At 47.9% G+C, this 20,617-nt stretch carries 15 protein-coding genes; all 15 read left to right on the forward strand.

The genetic code is table 11. The annotated features are described in order from the left end of the window. The first annotated feature begins 12 nt into the window (after window positions 1-12). The 15 genes from A3849_RS27450 to A3849_RS27520 all read left to right on the forward strand — a co-directional run bounded on the left by A3849_RS27450 (window position 13) and on the right by A3849_RS27520 (window position 20,448). Entirely contained in the window at window positions 13-969 is a 957-nt protein-coding gene (locus A3849_RS27450; RefSeq protein WP_074114255.1) for a carbohydrate kinase family protein, read from the forward strand. A 10-nt stretch (window positions 970-979) separates the two neighbouring features. Then, on the forward strand, window positions 980-2,449 hold the full coding sequence (gene gtfA / locus A3849_RS27455; RefSeq protein WP_074114256.1) for a sucrose phosphorylase: 1,470 nt from the start codon (window positions 980-982) through the stop codon (window positions 2,447-2,449). Between the two features lie 21 nt (window positions 2,450-2,470). Then, on the forward strand, window positions 2,471-3,286 hold the full coding sequence (locus A3849_RS27460; protein WP_256700994.1) for an alpha/beta hydrolase: 816 nt from the start codon (window positions 2,471-2,473) through the stop codon (window positions 3,284-3,286). A gap of 111 nt (window positions 3,287-3,397) precedes the next feature. Beyond that, window positions 3,398-5,101 (forward strand): sensor histidine kinase, encoded by a 1,704-nt coding sequence (locus A3849_RS27465; RefSeq protein ID WP_074114258.1) that lies wholly within the window; start codon window positions 3,398-3,400, stop codon window positions 5,099-5,101. A gap of 10 nt (window positions 5,102-5,111) precedes the next feature. Then, window positions 5,112-6,707, forward strand: a complete 1,596-nt coding sequence (locus A3849_RS27470; protein ID WP_074114259.1) for a response regulator transcription factor — start codon at window positions 5,112-5,114, stop codon at window positions 6,705-6,707. A gap of 141 nt (window positions 6,708-6,848) precedes the next feature. Continuing rightward, the gene (locus A3849_RS27475) at window positions 6,849-8,384 is read left to right on the forward strand and encodes an ABC transporter substrate-binding protein (RefSeq protein WP_074114260.1); all 1,536 of its coding nucleotides are present in this window, start codon (window positions 6,849-6,851) and stop codon (window positions 8,382-8,384) included. Window positions 8,385-8,457: 73 nt separating this feature from the next. Continuing rightward, window positions 8,458-9,381: an ABC transporter permease gene (locus tag A3849_RS27480; RefSeq protein WP_074114355.1), complete on the forward strand. Its 924-nt coding sequence runs from the start codon at window positions 8,458-8,460 to the stop codon at window positions 9,379-9,381. A 12-nt stretch (window positions 9,382-9,393) separates the two neighbouring features. Further along, complete coding sequence (locus A3849_RS27485) at window positions 9,394-10,287, forward strand: carbohydrate ABC transporter permease (protein WP_074114261.1); 894 nt, start codon at window positions 9,394-9,396, stop codon at window positions 10,285-10,287. Window positions 10,288-10,314: 27 nt separating this feature from the next. After that, window positions 10,315-11,121, forward strand: coding sequence for a Nif3-like dinuclear metal center hexameric protein (locus A3849_RS27490; RefSeq protein WP_074114262.1), 807 nt, complete (start codon window positions 10,315-10,317; stop codon window positions 11,119-11,121). A 377-nt stretch (window positions 11,122-11,498) separates the two neighbouring features. Then, window positions 11,499-12,824 carry an ABC transporter substrate-binding protein gene (locus A3849_RS27495; protein WP_074114263.1) on the forward strand — a complete coding sequence of 442 codons (1,326 nt, stop codon included), beginning with the start codon at window positions 11,499-11,501 and terminating at the stop codon, window positions 12,822-12,824. A 73-nt stretch (window positions 12,825-12,897) separates the two neighbouring features. Then, complete coding sequence (locus tag A3849_RS27500; RefSeq protein WP_074114264.1) at window positions 12,898-14,970, forward strand: alpha-glucuronidase family glycosyl hydrolase; 2,073 nt, start codon at window positions 12,898-12,900, stop codon at window positions 14,968-14,970. A 144-nt stretch (window positions 14,971-15,114) separates the two neighbouring features. Beyond that, window positions 15,115-16,077, forward strand: coding sequence for a carbohydrate ABC transporter permease (locus A3849_RS27505; RefSeq protein WP_074114265.1), 963 nt, complete (start codon window positions 15,115-15,117; stop codon window positions 16,075-16,077). Next, window positions 16,074-16,919, forward strand: coding sequence for a carbohydrate ABC transporter permease (locus A3849_RS27510; protein WP_074114266.1), 846 nt, complete (start codon window positions 16,074-16,076; stop codon window positions 16,917-16,919). Before A3849_RS27505 ends, A3849_RS27510 begins: the two co-directional genes overlap by 4 nt. A gap of 102 nt (window positions 16,920-17,021) precedes the next feature. After that, the gene (locus A3849_RS27515) at window positions 17,022-18,758 is read left to right on the forward strand and encodes a cache domain-containing sensor histidine kinase (protein ID WP_074114267.1); all 1,737 of its coding nucleotides are present in this window, start codon (window positions 17,022-17,024) and stop codon (window positions 18,756-18,758) included. A 70-nt stretch (window positions 18,759-18,828) separates the two neighbouring features. After that, complete coding sequence (locus A3849_RS27520; RefSeq protein WP_074114268.1) at window positions 18,829-20,448, forward strand: response regulator; 1,620 nt, start codon at window positions 18,829-18,831, stop codon at window positions 20,446-20,448. Window positions 20,449-20,617 lie beyond the last annotated feature (169 nt).

Below are 20,617 nucleotides of genomic sequence, written 5' to 3' on the forward strand. Positions count from 1 at the left end.
GGGGGAGTACGTGTGTTTAATCTCGGTGAGGCAATACCCTTTGATGATAAAGCAAACGATGTGTTAACGGTTGGAGAACTTCTGGTTGACATGATTTCTAATGAGTATGGCGATGCTTTTGAATCCAACGGATATACGAGATTTTTTGGAGGGTCACCTTCCAATATTGCCATCAATGTGAATAAGCTTGGCATCCGGTCTCAAGTGGCTTCGGCGGTTGGCCGGGATGGTCTTGGAGATTTTCTGGTTAAGGGCTTGCAAAGGGCGGGCATAGACACCAGCGGTGTCCAGCGGGTGGATGAATCTACCAGCATGGTGGTGATCACGAAGAGTCAGCAAACGCCTATTCCGATCTTTTACCGCGGAGCGGATAGCGAATTGGTGTACAATGATGCTTTGGAACAAGCCCTGATCCATTCCAAAATTGTCCACTTTTCGTGCTGGCCGATCTCGAGGGTTCCATCGCGTTATACGGTTGAACGGGTTATCGGGATAGCAAGAAAACATAAACTGCTGATAGGCTTTGATCCGAACTACCATCCCTTGATTTGGCAGAAGGGGGAAGATGGCGTCTCCTATGTCAAATCTATCATACCCAAAGTTGATATTATCAAGCCTTCGGAAGATGATGCGGAGCGTCTGTTTGGGCCAGGCACACCGGCTGAGCAGGTCGGGAGGTTCTTGGAGCTTGGCGCCAAGCTGGTGGTGATGACCCTGGGCAAAGAAGGGGCAATGGTATCGAACGGCATAGAAACGTTGACGTATGGTACCAAAGCTACTGAAATCGAAGATACGACCGGAGCAGGTGATGCCTTTTGGTCCGGATTCTATGCGGCTGTCGTCAAGGGGTATACCCTCAATGAGGCGATGGAGCTCGGCTTTGCCGTAAGCGCGTACAAACTAAAATTCATGGGTGCGGTAGTGAATCTGCCAACTCTGGAAGAAATCAAACAACAATTTAACCTGTAGGAGGTTTCAGATGACACTGAAGAATCAAGTACAGTTGATTACGTATCCCGATTCACTGGGCGGGGACCTGAAGAAGCTTCATCAGGTGCTGCGCAAACAATTCGCCGGCCTCTTCGAAGGCGGAATTCACATTCTCCCGCCGTTTCCTTCCTCCGGAGACCGCGGATTTGCTCCTCTGACCTATCTGGAAATTGATCCGGGCTTCGGGTCATGGGAGGATATCCGTGAGATAGGGCAAGAATTCGATGTGCTGGTAGACTTGATGGTGAATCACATATCCAGGCAATCTCCTTATTTTCAGGATTTCCTGAAGAAAGGCCGCGCTTCTGAGTATGCTGATTTATTTATAACACTGGATAAGGTTTGGGAGAATGGTAAGCCTGTCCAGGAGGATATTGAGAAGATGTTTTTACGCAGACCCCTGCCTTATTCAAGCTTTTCTATCAGCGGGAGCGGTGAGGAAGAGAAGGTCTGGACAACCTTTGGCAAAACAGATCCTTCCGAGCAAATTGATCTAGATGTCCATTCCCCGTTGACCCGGGAGCTGCTGCGGGTATTTTTTGAGAACTTCAAGCAACAGAATGTCAAAATAGTGAGGCTTGATGCGGTCGGGTACGTGATCAAGAAGCTGGGAACCAGCTGCTTTTTTGTGGAGCCGGAGATTTATGAATTTCTCGGCTGGATCAAATCAATGGCGGATTCGCTGGATATAGAGCTGCTGCCCGAGGTACATGCACACTACAGCATCCAAGCCAAGTTATCGGAATACGGGTGCTGGATATACGATTTCATCCTGCCTTACCGGGTGCTTGAGGCACTTACCGGCAGGTCCAATACGGAACTCTATTCCTATCTGAAGACCCGCCCGCATAAGCAGTTCACCATGCTCGACTGTCACGACGGTATTCCTGTTAAGCCGGATCTCGATGAGCTGATCGACACAAAGGAAGCGCGGGAGCTGGTTGATCTCTGTGTGGAGAGGGGAGCGAATCTGAGTCTGATTCTGTCGGAGGAGCATAAGGCGCAAGACGGATTCGATGTCCATCAGATACGCTGCACGTATTATAGCGCGCTAAATGAAGATGACGATGCTTATCTCGCTGCAAGAGCGATTCAATTCTTCACACCAGGTATTCCGCAGGTCTATTATGTGGGTCTGCTGGCCGGCAGCAATGATCTGGAGCAGGTAACCCTGACGGGTGAAGGACGCGAAATCAACCGCCATAATTATACCCTGGAGGAAATTGAGGAAGGGCTTGAACGGGATGTTGTGAAGCGGCTAATGAAGCTGATTCGCTTCCGTAATACTTACAGTGCCTTCGAAGGAACGTTCCAGGTGCTTGAGGCGGCAACAGATGAGGTCCGGTTGGTATGGGAACAAGGTGAGAAGTATTGTAAGCTGTTCATCAACCTGAAGACCTATGAAACCGTTATTGAATATGTGGATGAGCAAGGTATAGCTGTTACTTATCTGGTATAATGCGAATTCCGTATTTAAGGAGTGGTTATTTTGGCTACGCTACAACTAAGCTTTCAATCCAAATGTCTGAAAAGAGAAGTCACGTTCAATGCATTAATGCCGGTTGATGTGCCTGAAGGAATAGGACTGCCGGTATGGTCGGGAGAACCCTTGAAGGCGCTGTATCTGCTGCACGGCTTTTCCGGGAGCCATAACGATTGGATGAACTTCTCACGGATCCGGGAGCTGTCGGACAGATATCAGGTTGCGGTTTTTATGCCCGCAGGAGATAATCACTTCTATCTGGACGATGAGAACAGGGGAGAATACTACGGGGAATATATCGGCAGGGAGCTGGTGGATTTCACACGCAAGCTGTTCCCGCTGTCTGCGGCTCGCGAGGATACATGGATAGGCGGTTTATCCATGGGCGGCTATGGGGCTATCCGCAACGGTCTGAAATATGCAGACCAATTCGGCCGTATTATAGCCTTGTCTTCGGCACTGGTGCCGTATAAAGTTGCCAATGTGTCCCCGGATTACAATGACGGTATCGCCACTTATAGTTACTACACCAGCACCTTTGGTGATCTGAGCCAGCTGCTTGGCAGTGATAAAGACCCGGACTGGCTTGTCCTGGACCTCAAGTCGAAGGGACTTGAGCTGCCCAAGCTGTATATGGCCTGCGGGACAGAGGATTTTCTGCTGGACGTGAACCGCCGGTTCCATGATTTTCTTGAAGGGGAACAGGCCGGACATGTGTATCATGAAAGTGAAGGCGATCATAACTGGATTTTCTGGGATAAGTACATTGAGTCGGCACTGCAGTGGGCTGGGGAAGACAGTAACTCTATATAAAAGCTTCAAGTCTTAAATAACTGAAAGTCTAATATAAGTATGCCCCTGGGTCCGATCGAGAATATATCGGCTCAGGGGCTTGCTGGATTCCGGGGAGGAAGAAATGGTGGTATGATTCGAACAAACAGTATCGTGTTCAAGTTTTCGTTGCAGATGACAGTTATTCTTGCGATCCTGTTGTCCATCCTTGTTCTGAGCAATATTTACTCCCTGGAAGTTGTACGAAGCAATGCACTAACCAGCTCGCGTAATACGCTTGCCCTCTATCAGGCTAACATCCATAATAACTTCAACAATTTCTCCAAAGACTTAATTGAGGTGTTCGATAATAACATTGATGCCGCTGTGAATGTAGCCAGCCTGGATGAGAGCAGCCGGTACTTCAAAGTGCAGCAGCTCAAAAATAACCTGCTGGCAAAAATGGCGAACGATTATTCCAGTGATGGCATGTTTATCAGACTTTCCGGAGAGCTCGTGCTGGAACAATTCAGCAGCCGGATTCCATCCGGGGATAAGCTCGCTCTGGTTGATTTTCTAAATATGCACAAGTTCAGCTCCAGTCCAGCTGATGAAAGTGATGAATGGAAGGTGTTCCAGGTCCAGGGTGATTATTATTTGTTCAAATATATCACCTATTCCCAAGTCAGCTTTGGAACGTTAGTCAAAGCGGACACACTCTTAGCGATGGTAGACAGGGGGAGCAATGATCATAACCGTTATGTATTGAGTAATACAGAGGGGAGCATTTTATCTGCAAATAATATCGTCCTGAAAGAGGCAGATACGACCTTGGGCAGCTTAACGAAAGAGTATCAGCGCAGCTTTCTGATTATTTCCGAACCGATTGAAGAGTTTGGCCAGATCACAAATATGGTAGCCAAGGGAGGCCTGTTCTCGGGATTGAAGCTTATTCAGTGGGGCATCGCCTTATTGGCGGTTCTTTCGGCTATCATTGTACCGCTCGTACTGAGGTTCTTAACAAGGGATGTGCTGAAGCCGATCCTCGAGTTGGTGAAGGCGGCCAAGGTAGTTGAACAGGGGCAGCTGGAATACCAGGTTCCTCAGGGTGTACCGTACTCCCTGGAGTTTATGAAGCTGTTCCATGCACTCGAATCCATGGTTAGTGAAATCAAGGATCTGAAGATTCAATCCTATGAAGAACAGATCGAAATCAGCCGCGCGGAAATCAAATATCTGCAGATGCAAATCAGGCCCCACTTTTTTCTGAATGCGATCTCGACGATAACCAGCTTGACGTATCACAATAAAAATGAAGAAATACGGCGGATGATTCACTGCCTCTCGGAGCATCTCAGATATATGTTTAAGGGAGGTCTTGTGGAAGTCTCAATGGAGGAAGAGATTAAGCACGCTGAAAATTATATAAGGATGCAAGAAATCCGGTATCCGGACCAAGTGTTTTTCATGATCGAGATGGATGATAAAGCCCGCCAAGTGCCCATTCCGCAATTTATGATCCAGACTTTTGTTGAGAATACGTTCAAGCACGCGATGTTCTATAAAGAAATGCTATCGATCTTCATACGAGTGCGTTCAGAGACAAGAGACGGAAAACCATTTGTCAGTATTGTGATTGAGGATAACGGAGGAGGCTTCTCTTCGGAGTGGCTAAGCAAGGCGGAGATCGAGGAGGTAATGGAGGATGGGGGCAGGGTCGGCATTGCCAATATCCGCAAAACTCTGCAACTGCTCTACAAGCGTGACGACCTGCTCAAGCTCTCTAATGCAGAGACGTCTGGTGCAAGAGTGGAAATGTGGATACCCGTACCTGAATCCGGCCACCCAAAGTTGTAGGGGGGATAATATGCGTTGTATGTTGATTGATGATGATATACCTACAGTTGAAGCCCTGCTCGGTATTGTGAATTGGGATGAATTTGGAATAACCGAGGTGCAGACCGCTCATAACATACAGGATGCGAAACAATTATTCGATAACGTCGAGCCTGATGTAATCATTTGCGATATCGAAATGCCGAGAGGCTCCGGTATTGATATGATCAAGTGGGCTAGAGACCGCCACTATGAAGGAGGTTTTATATTTTTAACCTGTCATGAGAGCTTCAGCTTTGCTTCCAAGGCGATCTCGTACGACGCTGACTCTTATCTGGTCAAGCCGCTGGATAAGCAGGAGCTGGAAGCGGCGCTGCGGAAGTCCATAGATACATTGAAGAAAAAGATGATGATGGGCGAATACAGTAAGATGGGGCTTGCGTGGCTGAAGAACAAAGATGTGGTCGAAAGAGGATTCTGGAGTGATGTGCTGACAGCCACTTTGTCTCCCCGTATCCATCTTATTCAGAGTGAAGTCCAGAAACGCGAGTTATCTCTATCTGTCCATACGGAATATATTCTGCTACTCGTAAGTGTTCCGCGTTCACAGATCGAGAGTGAGTGGGACGAGAGTATCTTCCAATATGCACTCTCTAACCTGATTTCTGAAATTCTCATCACTGAGGTGAGTTTAGGACGGATTATTGCCTATCAAGCAGATAAAGTGTTCTACAATGCAATCCTTATTGAGAGTAAGCTCGATAAGAAGTGGCTGAAGGACAGCGCAGAGAATATTATTCTGATGTGCAGGCAATATTTGAAGTGTACGGCTACCTGTTATTTCAGTGAGAAAACAGCGGTCTCAGGACTCTCACAGGTCAAAACAGAGCTGGAGCAGCTGGATGAGTCCAATATCATTTTCAGAGGGAAAGTACATTTGCCGAATGAACCTTTTCATTATGATATTACGGACCGCTTTACCCTTGATATGGAGCTTTTCACCTTGTTGTTTGTCCAGAAGGAGAAGGTCCAGATTGTTAACCGGCTGAAGAAAGAGCTGGAATTGCTGACAAGCTTGAATAAGCTGGATTCAACGACACTTCATTCGATCCGGGAGGACTTCCTGCAAGTGGTCTATTCCCTTCTCTCGAGGCAGCATATTCAGGCGCACCGGTTATTTGCCGACGATGTGACTCAAAGCTTGGCCCAGAAAGCCGACAGCAGTGTATTTGACTTCATGAAGTGGGCTCAGGCGCTTACGGACAAAACGGTGGATTCTATCAAAGAAGTCCTGCAGTCCGAAGGGGTTGTCGAGAGAGCGAAGCGATTTATCCAGGAAAATTACAGACAGGACCTCAGTCGTGAGGATGTCGCTGCAAGCGTATATCTGACAGCGGATTATCTGGCGAAGGTATTCAAGAACGAGACCGGGCAGACGGTCAAGGAGTACTTGAACGACTTCCGCATAAGAACCGCGAAGCAAATGCTCATTGAGAGCACGGCCAGCATTGGCGAGATTGCTATGGACGCCGGATTTGATACGATTTCTTATTTCTCGACGGTATTCAAAAAACTGACAGGGGAAACACCGATAGCCTATCGTTCAAAGCACAAAACGGCTAGATAGCAGGAAGCTCCGCTTTTCCACAGAGAAGCGGAGCTTCTTGCTGCAGTACGGTTTTTCGAAAAAACAGCCCGTCTTTTTGAAAGCCTGCAATCCTCCAAAGAAGTACAATGAAAGTGAAATTACAGAACAGGAGGCATCATCATGAAAAATAAAAAGGGGTTAGGCTCACTGTTGTTGTCCATGGTAGTATGCGGTTCACTGCTCTCGGCCTGCGGCAGCAATTCGAATACATCGGCCAAGAATTCCGGGAATGACAATGCAAAAGTTGCTGAAATCGTATTTGCCCTGCCGTCCTTCAACCGGATTCCCGATGATTTGAGCAAGGTGACGAACGCAATCAATGCAATCACAACCAAAAAAATCGGAGTCAAAGTGGATTTCCGTCTATATGGTCCGGCTGATTATGCCCAGAAAGTCAACCTGGCGCTCCAGAGCGGAGAGAAAATGGATATCTTCACTACTCTCGGACAATTCTCCAACTATGTGTCCAAAAGTCAGGTGGCTCCGCTTGAAAAACTTCTCCCCGAGTATGGTAAAGAAATGACTGCAATTCTGGATAAGGATTTCGGACCGGATATTCTCAAAACCACAACGATGGATGGGCATATCTATGGGATTCCGGTAAATAAAGGGATGGCTTTGCCTACGAATATCATCTACAACGCCGATATGATGGCAGATGCAGGTGTTTCGGCTGACACTATTCATTCGGTGGAGGATCTGCCTGCCGTCTTCGCTGCCGTTAAGAAGAAGTCACCGGATGTGGTTCCGTTTGGCCCGATTAATGTGAATCCGACAGATACGGGACTTGTTAACCTGATGAAAGGTGCGAGCAAGGTAGATTACCTGACAGATACAACCGGAGTCGGTGTCGTAATCGGTGACAACGGAAAGGTCGTTAATTTCTATGAATCCGATGTTTTCAAAAACGGGGTTAAGATGATGAGAGACTGGTACAATGCGGGTTATTTGCAGAAGGATACTGCAACAACTACGGTGAACGCCATGGAGATGGTATCTTCCGGACGCGGCTTCTCCTTCCTTGGCGGCTACAGCGGTATGGAGGTGGGCAAAACCCTGAGTGCGCAAGCCGGCAAAAAAATGGAGACCAAACGAATTGCCCCGTTCTATTTCGATACAAGTGCCGTCAATTCTGTAACTTGGATGGTATCCAGCACCTCTAAAGAAACGGAAGCCTCTGTTAAATTCCTGAACCTGCTGTATACCGATACAGAGCTGATCAATACCATTCTCTATGGGGTTGAAGGGGAGGATTACCTGAAGGTTGATGAGCATCATGTGAAATTCCCGGAAGGCAAGGACGCTAATACAGTACCCTACACAGCGATGCTGAGTTCAGGAATCGTAGGTTCTGAGTCCCTTCAGTACCAGTTCGAGGGAATCAACTGGTCGGATATTGAACTGAAGCTTAAGGAAAACAAGGATACGGAACGATCACCTTATTTCGGATTTATCTTTGATCAAAGCCCGGTGAAAACGCAGATGAGTGCTGTGAACAACGTAGTAAGCCAATTTCTGCCTGCTCTTGTTAGCGGCTCGGTAGACCCGGAGACGATTATTCCAAAATTCAATAGTGCGCTGAAAGATGCGGGCGCTGGGGCGATCATTGACAGCAAGCAGGAACAGCTGGATAAATGGCTTGCAGCGCAAAAATAATTATTCCTATAAGCTTGTTGAAGGTAGAGCCGCCAATAGAAGCTCTGCCTTCAACAATGGAGGTGAATCCAACATGACAGCCAAAGCTAAATCAAAGCCTCTCAAAAAAACACTTCCTTTATTGATTTTAGCTGCTCCAGGTTTGCTTTACTTTATCATTAACAGCTATTTTCCCATGTTCGGGGTGTTTATCGCATTCAAGGATGTCAATTACGCGAAGGGCATTTTCGGCAGTGACTGGATCGGTTTGAAGAACTTTACCTTTCTGTTCCAGACCAGCGATGCCTGGATTATGACCAGAAATACCCTTCTCTACAACCTGGTATTTATCGCGCTCGGGACGATTGTTTCGATTATCATTGCCATTCTCATGTCGGAGCTGCTGAATAAAGTGTACTCGAAGTTCTTTATGACAGGCTTAATTCTTCCAAATCTGATTTCGATGATTGTCCTTTCATTGCTCGTCTTCGCTTTTCTGAATGCAGATAGCGGTTTTGTGAATCATTCTATTCTTCGTCCGCTCGGTCTTCCAGAGATCAACTGGTATTCGGAGCCGAAGTATTGGCCTTATCTGCTGGTTTTGATTCAGATCTGGAAAACGGCAGGCTACGGCTCCATTGTCTATTTCGCTTCCATTGCCGGAATCGACAAGAGCATCTATGAGTCTGCCAAAATTGATGGCGCCGGCAAGCTGAAGCAGATCCGTATGATTACTTTGCCGCTGCTGAAGCCGACAGTCATTGTACTGGTGCTGATGTCCATGGGGCGGATTTTTAACTCTGACTTCGGACTGTTCTATCAGGTTCCTATGAACTCTGGAGCGCTGTTTAGCACCACACAAACGATTGACACGTATGTCTACCGCGCCTTGATGCAGCTGAATGATATAGGAATGTCAGCCGCAGCCGGCTTATATCAATCACTGGTCGGCTTTGCGCTTGTTCTTACGGTCAATACCATCGTCAAGAAGGTTAATCCAGAAAACGCATTGTTCTAGGAGGAAATACGGATGATACAAACAAGAGGAGAACGAACGTTTGCTGTTTTTTCTGCGATCGTGATGATCTTGCTGACGGTTTTTGCCTTTTTACCATTCCTTCTGATTGTGATTGCATCGTTCACCGATGAAACGACTTTGATTCGAAACGGATACAGCTTTTTCCCGGAGCACACGAGTTTTGAAGCGTACCTGTATATCAAATCTGCAGCATACACTTTCGTCAGAGCCTATGGGGTCTCATTTGCTGTCACGATAATGGGAACTGTAATTGGACTTCTGATAACAAGCATGTTAGCTTATCCCATGTCCCGGAGAGATTTCAAGTATCACAATGTGCTGGCATTTATCGTGTTCTTCACCATGCTGTTCAGCGGAGGAATCGTACCTTCATATATTATGTGGACGCAATATTTCCATATTAAAAACACCCTGCTCGCGCTGATCCTTCCCAATCTGCTGTCCAACGGCTTCAATGTACTGCTGGTGCGGAATTATTTCAAAAACAATGTACCGCTGGAAATCATTGAAGCTGCCCAGATCGATGGCGCGTCAGAACTGCGGACCTTTTTTCGGATCATGCTTCCCTTGTCTATGCCGGTTATGGCAACTGTCGGTATGTTTATGGGACTCGCTTATTGGAACGATTGGATCAACGCGCTGTATTTTGTATCCAAACCGCAATTATACGGGATTCAAAATCTGCTGATGCAGCTGATGAACAACATTCAATTCCTTAACTCCGGTCAGGCCAGCAGTGTGCTCGGGGCGCAGGCCGCACAGCTGCCAAGCACAGCTGTGCGGATGGCAATGGCGGTTCTGGGCATTGTGCCGGTACTGTTCGTACTGCCCTTTATGCAGAAATACTTGACCCGTGGTGTTGTGATTGGTGCAGTCAAAGGCTGAGGAGAGAAATGAAAGGAGAACGAGCTTATGAAAGTGCAGGAGGTTATCGACCGGATTTTGCTTGATTGCTGCGGCGGCCGCAAGCTGGAGCAGACGTGTGATGTGCTCGCGAGCGGCCATGAGGACATGGAAGTGACAGGAATCGTTACTACGTTTATGGCGACCGTTGATGTCATCCGGGAAGCTATTGCCATCAACGCAAATTTGATTATCACCCATGAGCCCACCTATTATACAGGAATGGACACCTTGGACTGGCTTCAGAACGACCCTGTGTATCTGGCCAAACGGCAATGGATTGAGGATAACGGGATTGTGATCTGGAGATTCCATGACCACATGCATTTAGCGGATACGGACAGGATTTATGATGGTCTTCTCAAGGAGTTGGAATGGGAGGACAAGAAACTTGACGGGAACGATTCCTGGGGGTATCAGATCGAAGAGACCACGGTTGGAGCGCTGGCAGGCTTCCTGAAACAGAGGCTGGGAATGAAGGTCATTCAGATCGTAGGGAATCCGGAGTCTGCATGCGCCCGCATAGGGGTATTGGTTGGAGGCGGAAGCCTCGGGCTGGGCAGGGAACAAATGCCAATGGAGCTTATGCAGGAAAAGGATCTGGATGTGATGATTTGCGGTGATATTACGGAATGGACGTTATGCGCTTATGTAAATGATGCTTCTATGCTCGGCATGAACAAAGCAATGATTGTGATTGGCCATGAAAGGTCCGAGGAATGGGGCATGAAGTATATGGCGGAATGGCTGAAACCACTGGTCGGCAGCCTCACGGTTACCTTTGTAGATGCGAAGGAGCCATTCATATATTTGTAATTTTTGTAACGTGGCTGTCCCAAAATTGGGTATTCAGTTCTCATCATTCTTAAAACCACAATAAGTGAGCAAAGCAGCGATTCTCCCGGTATTGGAGGATCGCTGCTTTGCGTTTAATTTCCCGATTGAACAACGTTTCGTTCACGGAGCGTCCTCACCAAGCAGAACCGTCTATCCACTACCCAAAGAGGAAGTGTCCCAGCCATTTTTGATGGCTTATGGGACAACCCTGTTTCTGCCTCCTCCGAAATACTTCCAAATCTTATTTCCGTGAGATTTTAAAATAAATCGTGCATCGCTCTTATATGAACTTCAATTCATAATTGTTACTATAACGGTGTAGCAAGACAATACAGATTTCAATTGGAGGGTTAAAGATGTTGAAATGGAAGCGTTCTCTTACAGTCTTGGCCATGACAGCCTTGCTGGGGACGATGACAGCATGCGGCGGCGGGACAAATAACAATGCGGAATCTACCGCTGAGCCTGCCGGCACTAATACTGCTGCAACGGCTGCACCAAGCAATGAACCTGTCAAGCTGCGTATTATGTGGTGGGGGTCTCAGCCGCGCCACGAGGCTACTCTGGCAGCACTGGACTTGTATACAAAGAATAATCCGAATGTAACGTTTGAACCGGAGTATTCCGGTATGGATGGATACTTGGACAAATTATCTACTCAAGCTGCAGCGAATAATGCACCGGATATCATTCAGCTCGATCCGGGCTGGATGCCGGACTGGATGTCACGCAAGCAATTAACTGAGCTGGCTCCTGAGGTTGATGTAAGTAAGTTCGATGCAAAATTACTGGCCGGTGGCCAGCTTGACGGCAAGCAATATGCTGTTCCTCTGGGTTCGGTAGCGTTCGGTATGGTGTATGACAAAGCCGCTATGGATAAGCTCGGGATTGCGAATCCGGCTAATGGATGGACATGGGATGATTTCTTCGCTTTAGCCAAGGAATCCAAATCGAAACTGCCAAAAGGACAATATTTTACCTTGGACTATGCAGGCAACTATTTTATGTATTCGGCCTACCAATATGCCAAAGGTAAAGGTCAGGTTATCACGGATGAGGGTCACTTCAACGTAGATCAGGCTACCTTCTTGGAATGGACCAAGAAGTTTGAAGAGCTGCGGAAGGATGGACTGGTTCCTCCGGCAGATGTAAACGCATCCGATAAGGAAAATGATCCGCAAATGGACTTGATGGCAGCAGGCAAAGTATTATTCCGGTACAGCTTCTCCAATAACCTGGGGACTTGGGACAGTATTAAACCAGGCGCTTACGCGCTTGTAACCATGCCGCGTGCTGAACAAGCAGGCGGATGGCTGAAACCATCGATGTATCTGTCCGTTTCCAAAAACTCCAAGCATGCTGAAGAAGCTAAAAAGTTCATCAATTGGTTCGTGAATGCCCAGGAGGCGGGTGACATTCTGCAAACATTCCGCGGCCTGCCGGCGAACAAGGAAATTTCTGCTGCCCTGGAAGCAAGCATGAGTGATCTGGATAAGGTTGGATTAAAACTCCTCCGTGCTACTGAAAAGGATGGCCAGACCTGGTCGGCTGGAGCAGGCGGCTGGACGAACTTTATTGACAAAGACTGGGTGCTTGTCCGGGATCAGCTCAGCTTTGGAAAAGTAACGCCGGAGAAAGCCTTTGAGCAGTTGAAAGAAGCATCGCAATCTTACGAAAAATAATTCAGCAAGCAAGGCCCGGAACAACCTAGTTCCGGGCCTTGCATGATATCGGTAGGGATAGGGAGGGTTATAGATGAGTAATTCTATATTGTATCACCCGGGAGACGGATATCTGGCCTGGCTACAGTACCGCCGGATCACACCGGGGGCAAATGTCAATTCTTATGCGGGATATGACCATATTGTTGTGGCTGCGGGAGATGATATTGTTATTCGTTCGGCAGTGAACGAGTTGACTCAAGTCCTGGAGGGAATCACAGGAGGAATAGTGTCTGTCTCGGGGGAAACTCAGAAAACTCCTAGTGTCATTATAGGAACCTTCGGGACGGGGGCAAGGGTAGATGATGTATTCAGTGAAGAAATAAGCAGTACGATTCAACCGGAGGGCTTCGCGATTCATACGGACAATCTTACTGGTAACATTACCATCGGAGCCGCTACATCCCCGGGGATATTATATGGAGTATTTCATCTGCTGCGGATCATGGGTACAGGGGGCTCTGTCCACAATTTGAATATTCTTGAGAACCCTGTAAATCAGCTGCGTATGATCAACCAGTGGGACAATATGGACGGGAGTGTGGAGCGGGGATATGCCGGGGAATCGATATTTTATGAGAATAACAAGATAGTGGGCAATCTTCAGCGTATCCAGGATTATGCCCGCCTGCTGGCCTCCAGCGGAATCAATGCCATCGCGATTAATAATGTCAATGTTCACCGGGTGGAGAGCCGCCTAATAACGGAATTCCTGCCGGATGTGGCGAAGCTGGCTGCGGTCTTTCGCGCTTATGCTATCAAGCTGTTCCTGAGTATTAATTATGCCAGCCCAATTGAGCTTGGCGGCCTGTCATCGGCAGATCCGCTGGATGCCGGCGTACGTGAATGGTGGACCGCCGCGGCCTCGGAAGTATATGCAGCCATTCCTGATTTCGGAGGATTTCTGGTCAAAGCTGATTCGGAGAACCGTCCGGGACCGTTCACCTACGGAAGAGATCACACCGACGGCGCCAATATGCTGGCTGAGGCGCTGAAGCCGCATGGCGGCATCGTCATCTGGCGCTGCTTCGTGTATAACTGCAAGCAGGACTGGCGCGACCGTACAACAGATCGTGCGCGGGCGGCTTTTGACCATTTCCAGCCGCTGGATGGCCGCTTCATGGACAATGTCATTCTCCAGGTGAAGAATGGGCCCATTGACTTTCAGGTCAGAGAGCCTGTCTCTCCGTTGCTGGGGGCTATGCCGCATACGAATCAAGTGATCGAATTTCAGATTGCCCAGGAGTATACCGGACAGCAACGCCATGTGTGCTATCTGGTGCCGCAGTGGAAAGAGATTCTGAACTTTGATACACATCTTCGTGGAGAAGGAACTACGGTTAAGCGCATTGTAGATGGAAGTGTTCACGGCAATGCCTACAGCGGCTTTGCCGCCGTCTCCAATATTGGAAATGACACCAATTGGACAGGCCATCTGCTGGCACAGGCAAATCTGTTCGGTTATGGCCGTCTGGCCTGGAATCCGGAGCTGTCTGCCGAGAAAATGGCTGTGGAATGGATTACACTCACCTTTGGCACCAATGAGCTGTTGGTTCAGACTTTACTAGATATCCTTATGAACTCCTGGAAGATTTATGAAGCGTATACAGCCCCGCTGGGCGTCGGGTTTATGGTCAATCCTGACCATCACTACGGCCCGAATGTGGATGGATATGAATATTCAATGTGGGGTACTTATCACTTCGCAGATTGTTATGGTATTGGTGTTGACCGCACCTCTGCAACCGGGACCGGGTATACCTCCCAATATGCCCCTATGAACATGGAATACTACGAGTCGCTTGAGAGTTGTCCGGATGAGCTACTGTTGTTCTTTCACCATGTCCCTTACACTCATGTTCTGCATTCCGGCAAGACGGTGATCCAGCATATTTATGATACACATTTTGAAGGTGCGGAACGGGCAGACGGGCTGGCGACTGCATGGAAGCTTATGAAGGAACATGTGGATGAACAGGCGTATAGGCAGGTAGCAGACCGTCTGGCGGAGCAGGCGGATCATGCCAAAGACTGGAGGGACCGGATCAATACGTACTTTCTCCGGAAAAGCGGAATTGCCGATCAAAGGGGGAGAACTATTTATTAAAGATCACTATCATGCAGAAGCGGTGAATACCGCTTCTTTTTTATCGTTATATTTTGAAAGAATTCGAGCATTCCCCTCCTTTAGCAGGCGATGTGCGGATTATATACTTAAAGTATAAAAATTGACCACAAGAGGTGACCACAGATGAACCATTCCACAGCCACTGTAGCCCAACCTGCTGTCAAGTCGAAAAAAAGCTCCTATTTTCGAAGCAGATGGAACGCTCCGCTTGCAGGCTATATGTTTATTTCGCCCTGGCTGATCGGGTTTCTGGCGCTTACGGCGTATCCGTTATTCTTATCCCTGTACTATTCGTTCACCGACTACACTTTAATGCAGCCGATGAAGTGGATTGGGACCCGCAATTATGAGCGCATCTTTACAGCGGACCCCAAATTCATTCAATCTGCTAAGGTAACCTTCACTTATGTGCTGGCTTCCGTGCCTCTTAAGCTTATAGCGGCGCTCTTTGTTGCGATGATCCTGAGTAAGGCGGTCAAAGGAATCAGCTTCTACCGCACGGCGATTTATTTTCCTTCACTTATCGGAGGGAGTATTGGGGTATCGCTGCTCTGGCGCAACATTTTTGGTGTTGACGGAGTTTTCAACAAACTGATTGGCATCTTTGGCTTTGAAGGGAAAGGCTGGATTACAAGCCCCGATACAGCGCTTGGTACGCTGATTCTGCTGACGGTCTGGCAATTCGGGTCCACCATGGTTATATTTCTGGCAGGCCTGAAGCAGATTCCAAACGATCTCTACGAGGCATCTTCTGTGGATGGGGCTAACAAGGTAACCCAATTCTTCAAAATCACCCTGCCGATGCTGTCGCCGATTCTCTATTTTAACCTGATTATGGCCGTCATCGGCGCCTTTCAAATGTTCACTTCCGCATTTGTAATTACGAACGGCGGTCCAATGAACTCCACTTATGTCTACGCAATGTACTTGTACGAACGGGCGTTCAGCCGTTACGAGCTGGGTTATGCTTCGGCTCTGGCATGGATTATGCTGGTTGGAATTATTGCGGCAACGGTTCTGATCTCGTATACCTCGAAGTACTGGGTATTCTATGAAACAGACACTGGAGGGAAAAAACGTAAATGACAACACTACAATTCAAGCCGGCTCTCCGTCATCTGTTCATGATCCTCTTCAGCCTTATTATGGTCTATCCGGTTCTTTGGTGGGTCGGTGCTTCCCTGAAAAACAGCACTGAGCTTAACTCAGCGTCTATTTTCCCGTCTACCCTGCAGTGGAGCAATTTCACCAAAGGCTGGAATTCGGTTCCAGGTCATACGTTTACGGATTTCTATCTCAATACCTTTGGACTAGAATTTGCTGTAATCATAGCAACGCTGCTATCCTGCACATTGGTTGCCTTCGGTTTTGCCAGATTGGATTTTCCGCTCAAGAACTTCTGGTTCTCCATCTTGATGCTGACTTTAATGATGCCTGGACAAGTACTGATAATCCCTCAATACGCACTGTTTTACCAATTGGGCTGGGTGAATACGTATCTCCCGTTTATCATTCCCCATCTGCTCGCTGGGGGGGCAGGCGGCAGCTTCTTCGTCTTCCTGCTGATTCAATTTATACGCGGTGTTCCAAGAGAATTAGACGAATCGGCTAAAATTGACGGGTGCTCCTGGTTCGGTATCTTTTGGAGAGTCGTTATGCCGCTTGCCTTTCCGGCAATCGTAACCGTGACGATATTCTGCTTCCTGTGGAATTGGGATGATTTCCTGGGACATCTTCTGTACATCAACACGGTAGACAAGTATACGGTCGGCCTGGCGCTTCGCATGATCAATGATTCCCAGTCCGCCCAGGAATGGGGCCAACTCCTTGCCATGTCACTGGTGTCCATTCTTCCGGCAACCATCGTCTTCATGTTCCTTCAGAAGTATTTCGTTGAAGGGATTGCGACAACAGGAATTAAAGGATAAGATATAAAAAAACATCCGTCCGTTAACGGTAAAGCGCCGAATGCCCTTCGCAGCTTTACCGTTTGCTGTGTCTGAACAGGAGCCCGAAGGAAGGTAGAGCAGGTGACCAACCCTTTTAAAAAATATAGAATCGACCGTCTGTTTTTTCACAGCTTTGCCATCGTCCTGATTGCGGTAATCGTTATTACAGCATGGACGAGCTACAGCAATTCCTCCAAGTCGCTCGTACAGACTACCTCCCATTACCAGCAGCAGCTGCTGGATGAGCTGAATAATGAAATTACAACCCGGCTGGTTATGATTGAGCAGATTTCATTGTCCAGCTCCCGTGACGGCGAGCTGATTAATTTTCTCTTGAACAGGCAGGATGAATTTGAGAGATACCGCAGCCGTGCAGGTGTAGAAAGTGCGCTCGCGAATTTGACCTATGCGATTCCGCTGATTCAAGGGATTGACCTGTATATGGATAATCCTATTCAAAGTGAACGGCAAAGCTACATCCAGTTCCGGAACCTTGCGGATCTGAACAAGCAGGTAGGGGCCGGTTGTCTGGAGAAAAGCGACTTTTGCTGGTCCAAAGAGTATAAATTCCCCAGTGCGCAGGGTGAGGTTCCGGTGCTCAGCTTTTCCAGAAAAATAATAGATGAGAATGACTACCTAGGTGTCCTTGTCGTCCACATCAAGGCTAATGAGATCCGGAAGCTGCTAACCGGCAACTCTGACGGCTCTAACCGGATCATGGCGGATAGTCAAGGACAGCAAATTATGAAAATAGGCGATACGCTGGACCCGAATAACTATTCCCGGTGGATTGATCTAAAAAGCAATAAATCGGGTTATGTCCATATCCCGGCAACCGGCGGATCCCGCGACACGCTGCTTGTCTATTCCAGAATGGATAATTCCATCTGGACCTTAATCGAGTTCACGTCCTGGAAACAGATCACGGCAAGCAGCCTGAAGCTGGCGGAGTGGATTGGTCTGATCGGTATCGCTGCAGTGCTGCTGGTATTGCTCCTGACCCATTTTTTAAGCAAGCAGTTTACAAAGCCGATCAAGCATCTGGTCACTGCGATGCGCATGTATTCCGTAGGAGGCGATAATGTCGAACTTCCGCTCGATTATGAGAATGAATTCGGTTATTTATTCTCCGGCTACCGCAAGCAGAACGAACGGATTGAAGAACTGTATCTCTCACTTGAACGCCGTTACGAACAGCAGCGGAAAGCCGAAATTGAGGCGCTCCAGGCCAATATTAATCCCCATTTTCTGTATAATATGTTGGATCAACTCAACTGGATGGCCATTGAGGCCGGACAAAATGAACTTAGCCGCATACTGGAGCTGATGGGCCGTATGTTTCGGATCGGTCTATCCAACGGCAATAGCTTTATCAAGATAGCAGATGAACTGCACCATATAGAGTGTTATCTCGAAATCCAGCAGCTACGCTGGGGGGATGGATTGGATTACCGGATTAAGGCGGCGTCCGAACTGCAGCAGCTATACATTCCGAAGCTTACGCTGCAGCCGTTCGTGGAGAATTCCATCGTTCATGGATTCAACAAGCAGCGCAGCGGCTATGTATCTATCGAAATGAAGAGAACCGGGGATGCCCTGCACATTGTCATAGAGGATAACGGAGCCGGATTGAAGCAGACCGGTCACAGCCCACATAAACGTCATACAGGCGGCTATGGTATACGCAATGTGAGAGAGAGGGTCGCCGGGTATTTCGGGGAAAGCTATGGTATAACGCTTAGTGAACGTGAAGAGGGTGGAACAAGGGTGGAAATGTTGCTGCCTCTGTTGACAGAACCTCCTAGCAAGAACGATTAATTCTCAAAATTCAGTTAAGAGTAAATATCGTCATGCTTCGGTACTTACCGATTTTAAGGAGGTAGGGGTAATGTGGAAAATTGCAATCATTGATGATGAACGCCAAGTCCTGAAGGGGATGAAACGGGCGATTCCCTGGGATGACTTAGGGGCTGAATGGGTTGGAGAGGCTTTGAACGGGGAGGACGGGCTGGAGATGATCCGCAATGCCTGTCCGGATATTGTGATCACGGATCTTTATATGCCTGTAATGAGCGGTCTGGATATGATGGAGCAGCTTAGGCAGGAAGGTTTTCAGGGGAAAATCATCATCTTTAGCGGTTATTCAGACTTTGAGCATGCCAGACAGGCGCTACGGTTTCAGGTGAGCGACTACGTCTCTAAGCCAATCAGTCTGCCAACGCTAAAGTCGATCTTAACCAAAGTCATCCAGGAGCTTGAAGAGGAGGAGGAGAAGCGGGCCAGGCAGTGGGAGATCGAGTGCAAAATGACGCTGTATGAGCCTTTGGTTGAAAAGGAGTGGGTTCGTTCAGCAGCTGTCGGAACCCTGGACCATGCCTACAAAGACAGCACGCGTCTTCCGCCGTCATACCTGTATTGGCAGGAACGCAAGCATGTCACGGTCGGTATCGACTTGATCCGTGATGAACGGGCCAGATGTTTATCCGTCTCCGACTGGAACTTGTTCCGGTTTGCTGTAAGCAATATTGCCTGTGAAGTAGCACGTAAGCTGTTCCCGGAGCTGGAATACACAGAACTGCATAGTACCCGGTCATTATTGATTATTCATCCGGGTCCAGAGTATCCCGAAGAGTTAGAGAATAAACTGGAGGAACTGGGGATCAGGCTGAATGACAGTATCGGCGGTTATCTTAAGCTGGTGACACGGATAGGGATCGGGGGAGTGAAGGATGCCTGGACGAAGCTCTCCGACTCGACGGAGGAAGCATTTCGGGCCATGGACCAAAGAGCATTAAGGGTCGCTTCCGCACATGAAGTGTATAGATACCGGGAGAACAGCAGCAGTGAACAAGGAACTGTGGCCCTTTTTCCAGTCAAATTCTCGTATAAACTGGCGACCGCGATGAAGGCTTCACAGGAAGACGATGCCCACCAGCTGGTACTGGATTATATTACAGAAATGAAGAAGCAAGAGGGGATATCACAGGGATACGTACAAATGCTTGGAAGTGAACTGTGGGGAATTATAACCTACTCTTTATATGAATCGGGGTTTGTACTCGATGACCTATTTACCAATGACCAGATTGCCAAGGAGATCAGCAGCCTGATCGTACCCGATCAGCTGGCAAACTGGCTGATGGACAAAATCACCAGGATCTGCAGCAGCAGGCAATGGAAAGGGAGCAGCAAGCATAGACAGGTTGTCGACTTTATGACCAGTTACATTCATGAACACTATGCAGAAGAACTGACACTCGCCGAGCTTTCGGATAAGGTTTTCATTTCACGGAACCATTTATCCATTATTTTCAAAAATATTACCGGTGAGACCTTCAATAACTATTTGACCCGGGTTCGCATCGAGAAAGCACGAGAGCTGCTTATAGAGCGGAAAATGCTGGTCTATGAAGTGGCGGAACGGGTCGGCTATAAGAACATTCCTTACTTCAGCACGCTGTTCAAGAAAATAACCGGCATGAACCCTACAGAGCTTATTAAAAGCTAATGCCTGGAAGCACAGCCTCCCCATTATGGGCATCCTCATTTTCTGTAACGCAAGTCTTCTGCTCTAAGAAGGCTTGCGTTTTTTGTATACGGGAAGCCTATAAGCCACAATTGCCCTGCGTGCTCTATAGTATTGACAACCTTTTAATACAGATGTAATATGCATTCGG

Origin of the sequence: Paenibacillus sp. P46E (assembly GCF_001909095.1) — a bacterium.
GTDB classification, from domain to species: domain Bacteria; phylum Bacillota; class Bacilli; order Paenibacillales; family Paenibacillaceae; genus Paenibacillus_AQ; species Paenibacillus_AQ helianthi.

What these genes read in the sequence shown, in the direction of transcription:
- A3849_RS27485 (WP_074114261.1), top strand. Translation starts at nt 9,394, where the DNA reads ATGATACAAACAAGAGGAGAACGAACGTTTGCTGTTTTTTCTGCGATC.
- gtfA (WP_074114256.1), top strand. Translation starts at nt 980, where the DNA reads ATGACACTGAAGAATCAAGTACAGTTGATTACGTATCCCGATTCACTG.
- A3849_RS27470 (WP_074114259.1), top strand. Translation starts at nt 5,112, where the DNA reads ATGCGTTGTATGTTGATTGATGATGATATACCTACAGTTGAAGCCCTG.
- A3849_RS27475 (WP_074114260.1), top strand. Translation starts at nt 6,849, where the DNA reads ATGAAAAATAAAAAGGGGTTAGGCTCACTGTTGTTGTCCATGGTAGTA.
- A3849_RS27495 (WP_074114263.1), top strand. Translation starts at nt 11,499, where the DNA reads ATGTTGAAATGGAAGCGTTCTCTTACAGTCTTGGCCATGACAGCCTTG.
- A3849_RS27465 (WP_074114258.1), top strand. Translation starts at nt 3,398, where the DNA reads ATGATTCGAACAAACAGTATCGTGTTCAAGTTTTCGTTGCAGATGACA.
- A3849_RS27490 (WP_074114262.1), top strand. Translation starts at nt 10,315, where the DNA reads ATGAAAGTGCAGGAGGTTATCGACCGGATTTTGCTTGATTGCTGCGGC.
- A3849_RS27500 (WP_074114264.1), top strand. Translation starts at nt 12,898, where the DNA reads ATGAGTAATTCTATATTGTATCACCCGGGAGACGGATATCTGGCCTGG.
- A3849_RS27510 (WP_074114266.1), top strand. Translation starts at nt 16,074, where the DNA reads ATGACAACACTACAATTCAAGCCGGCTCTCCGTCATCTGTTCATGATC.
- A3849_RS27520 (WP_074114268.1), top strand. Translation starts at nt 18,829, where the DNA reads ATGTGGAAAATTGCAATCATTGATGATGAACGCCAAGTCCTGAAGGGG.
- A3849_RS27480 (WP_074114355.1), top strand. Translation starts at nt 8,458, where the DNA reads ATGACAGCCAAAGCTAAATCAAAGCCTCTCAAAAAAACACTTCCTTTA.
- A3849_RS27505 (WP_074114265.1), top strand. Translation starts at nt 15,115, where the DNA reads ATGAACCATTCCACAGCCACTGTAGCCCAACCTGCTGTCAAGTCGAAA.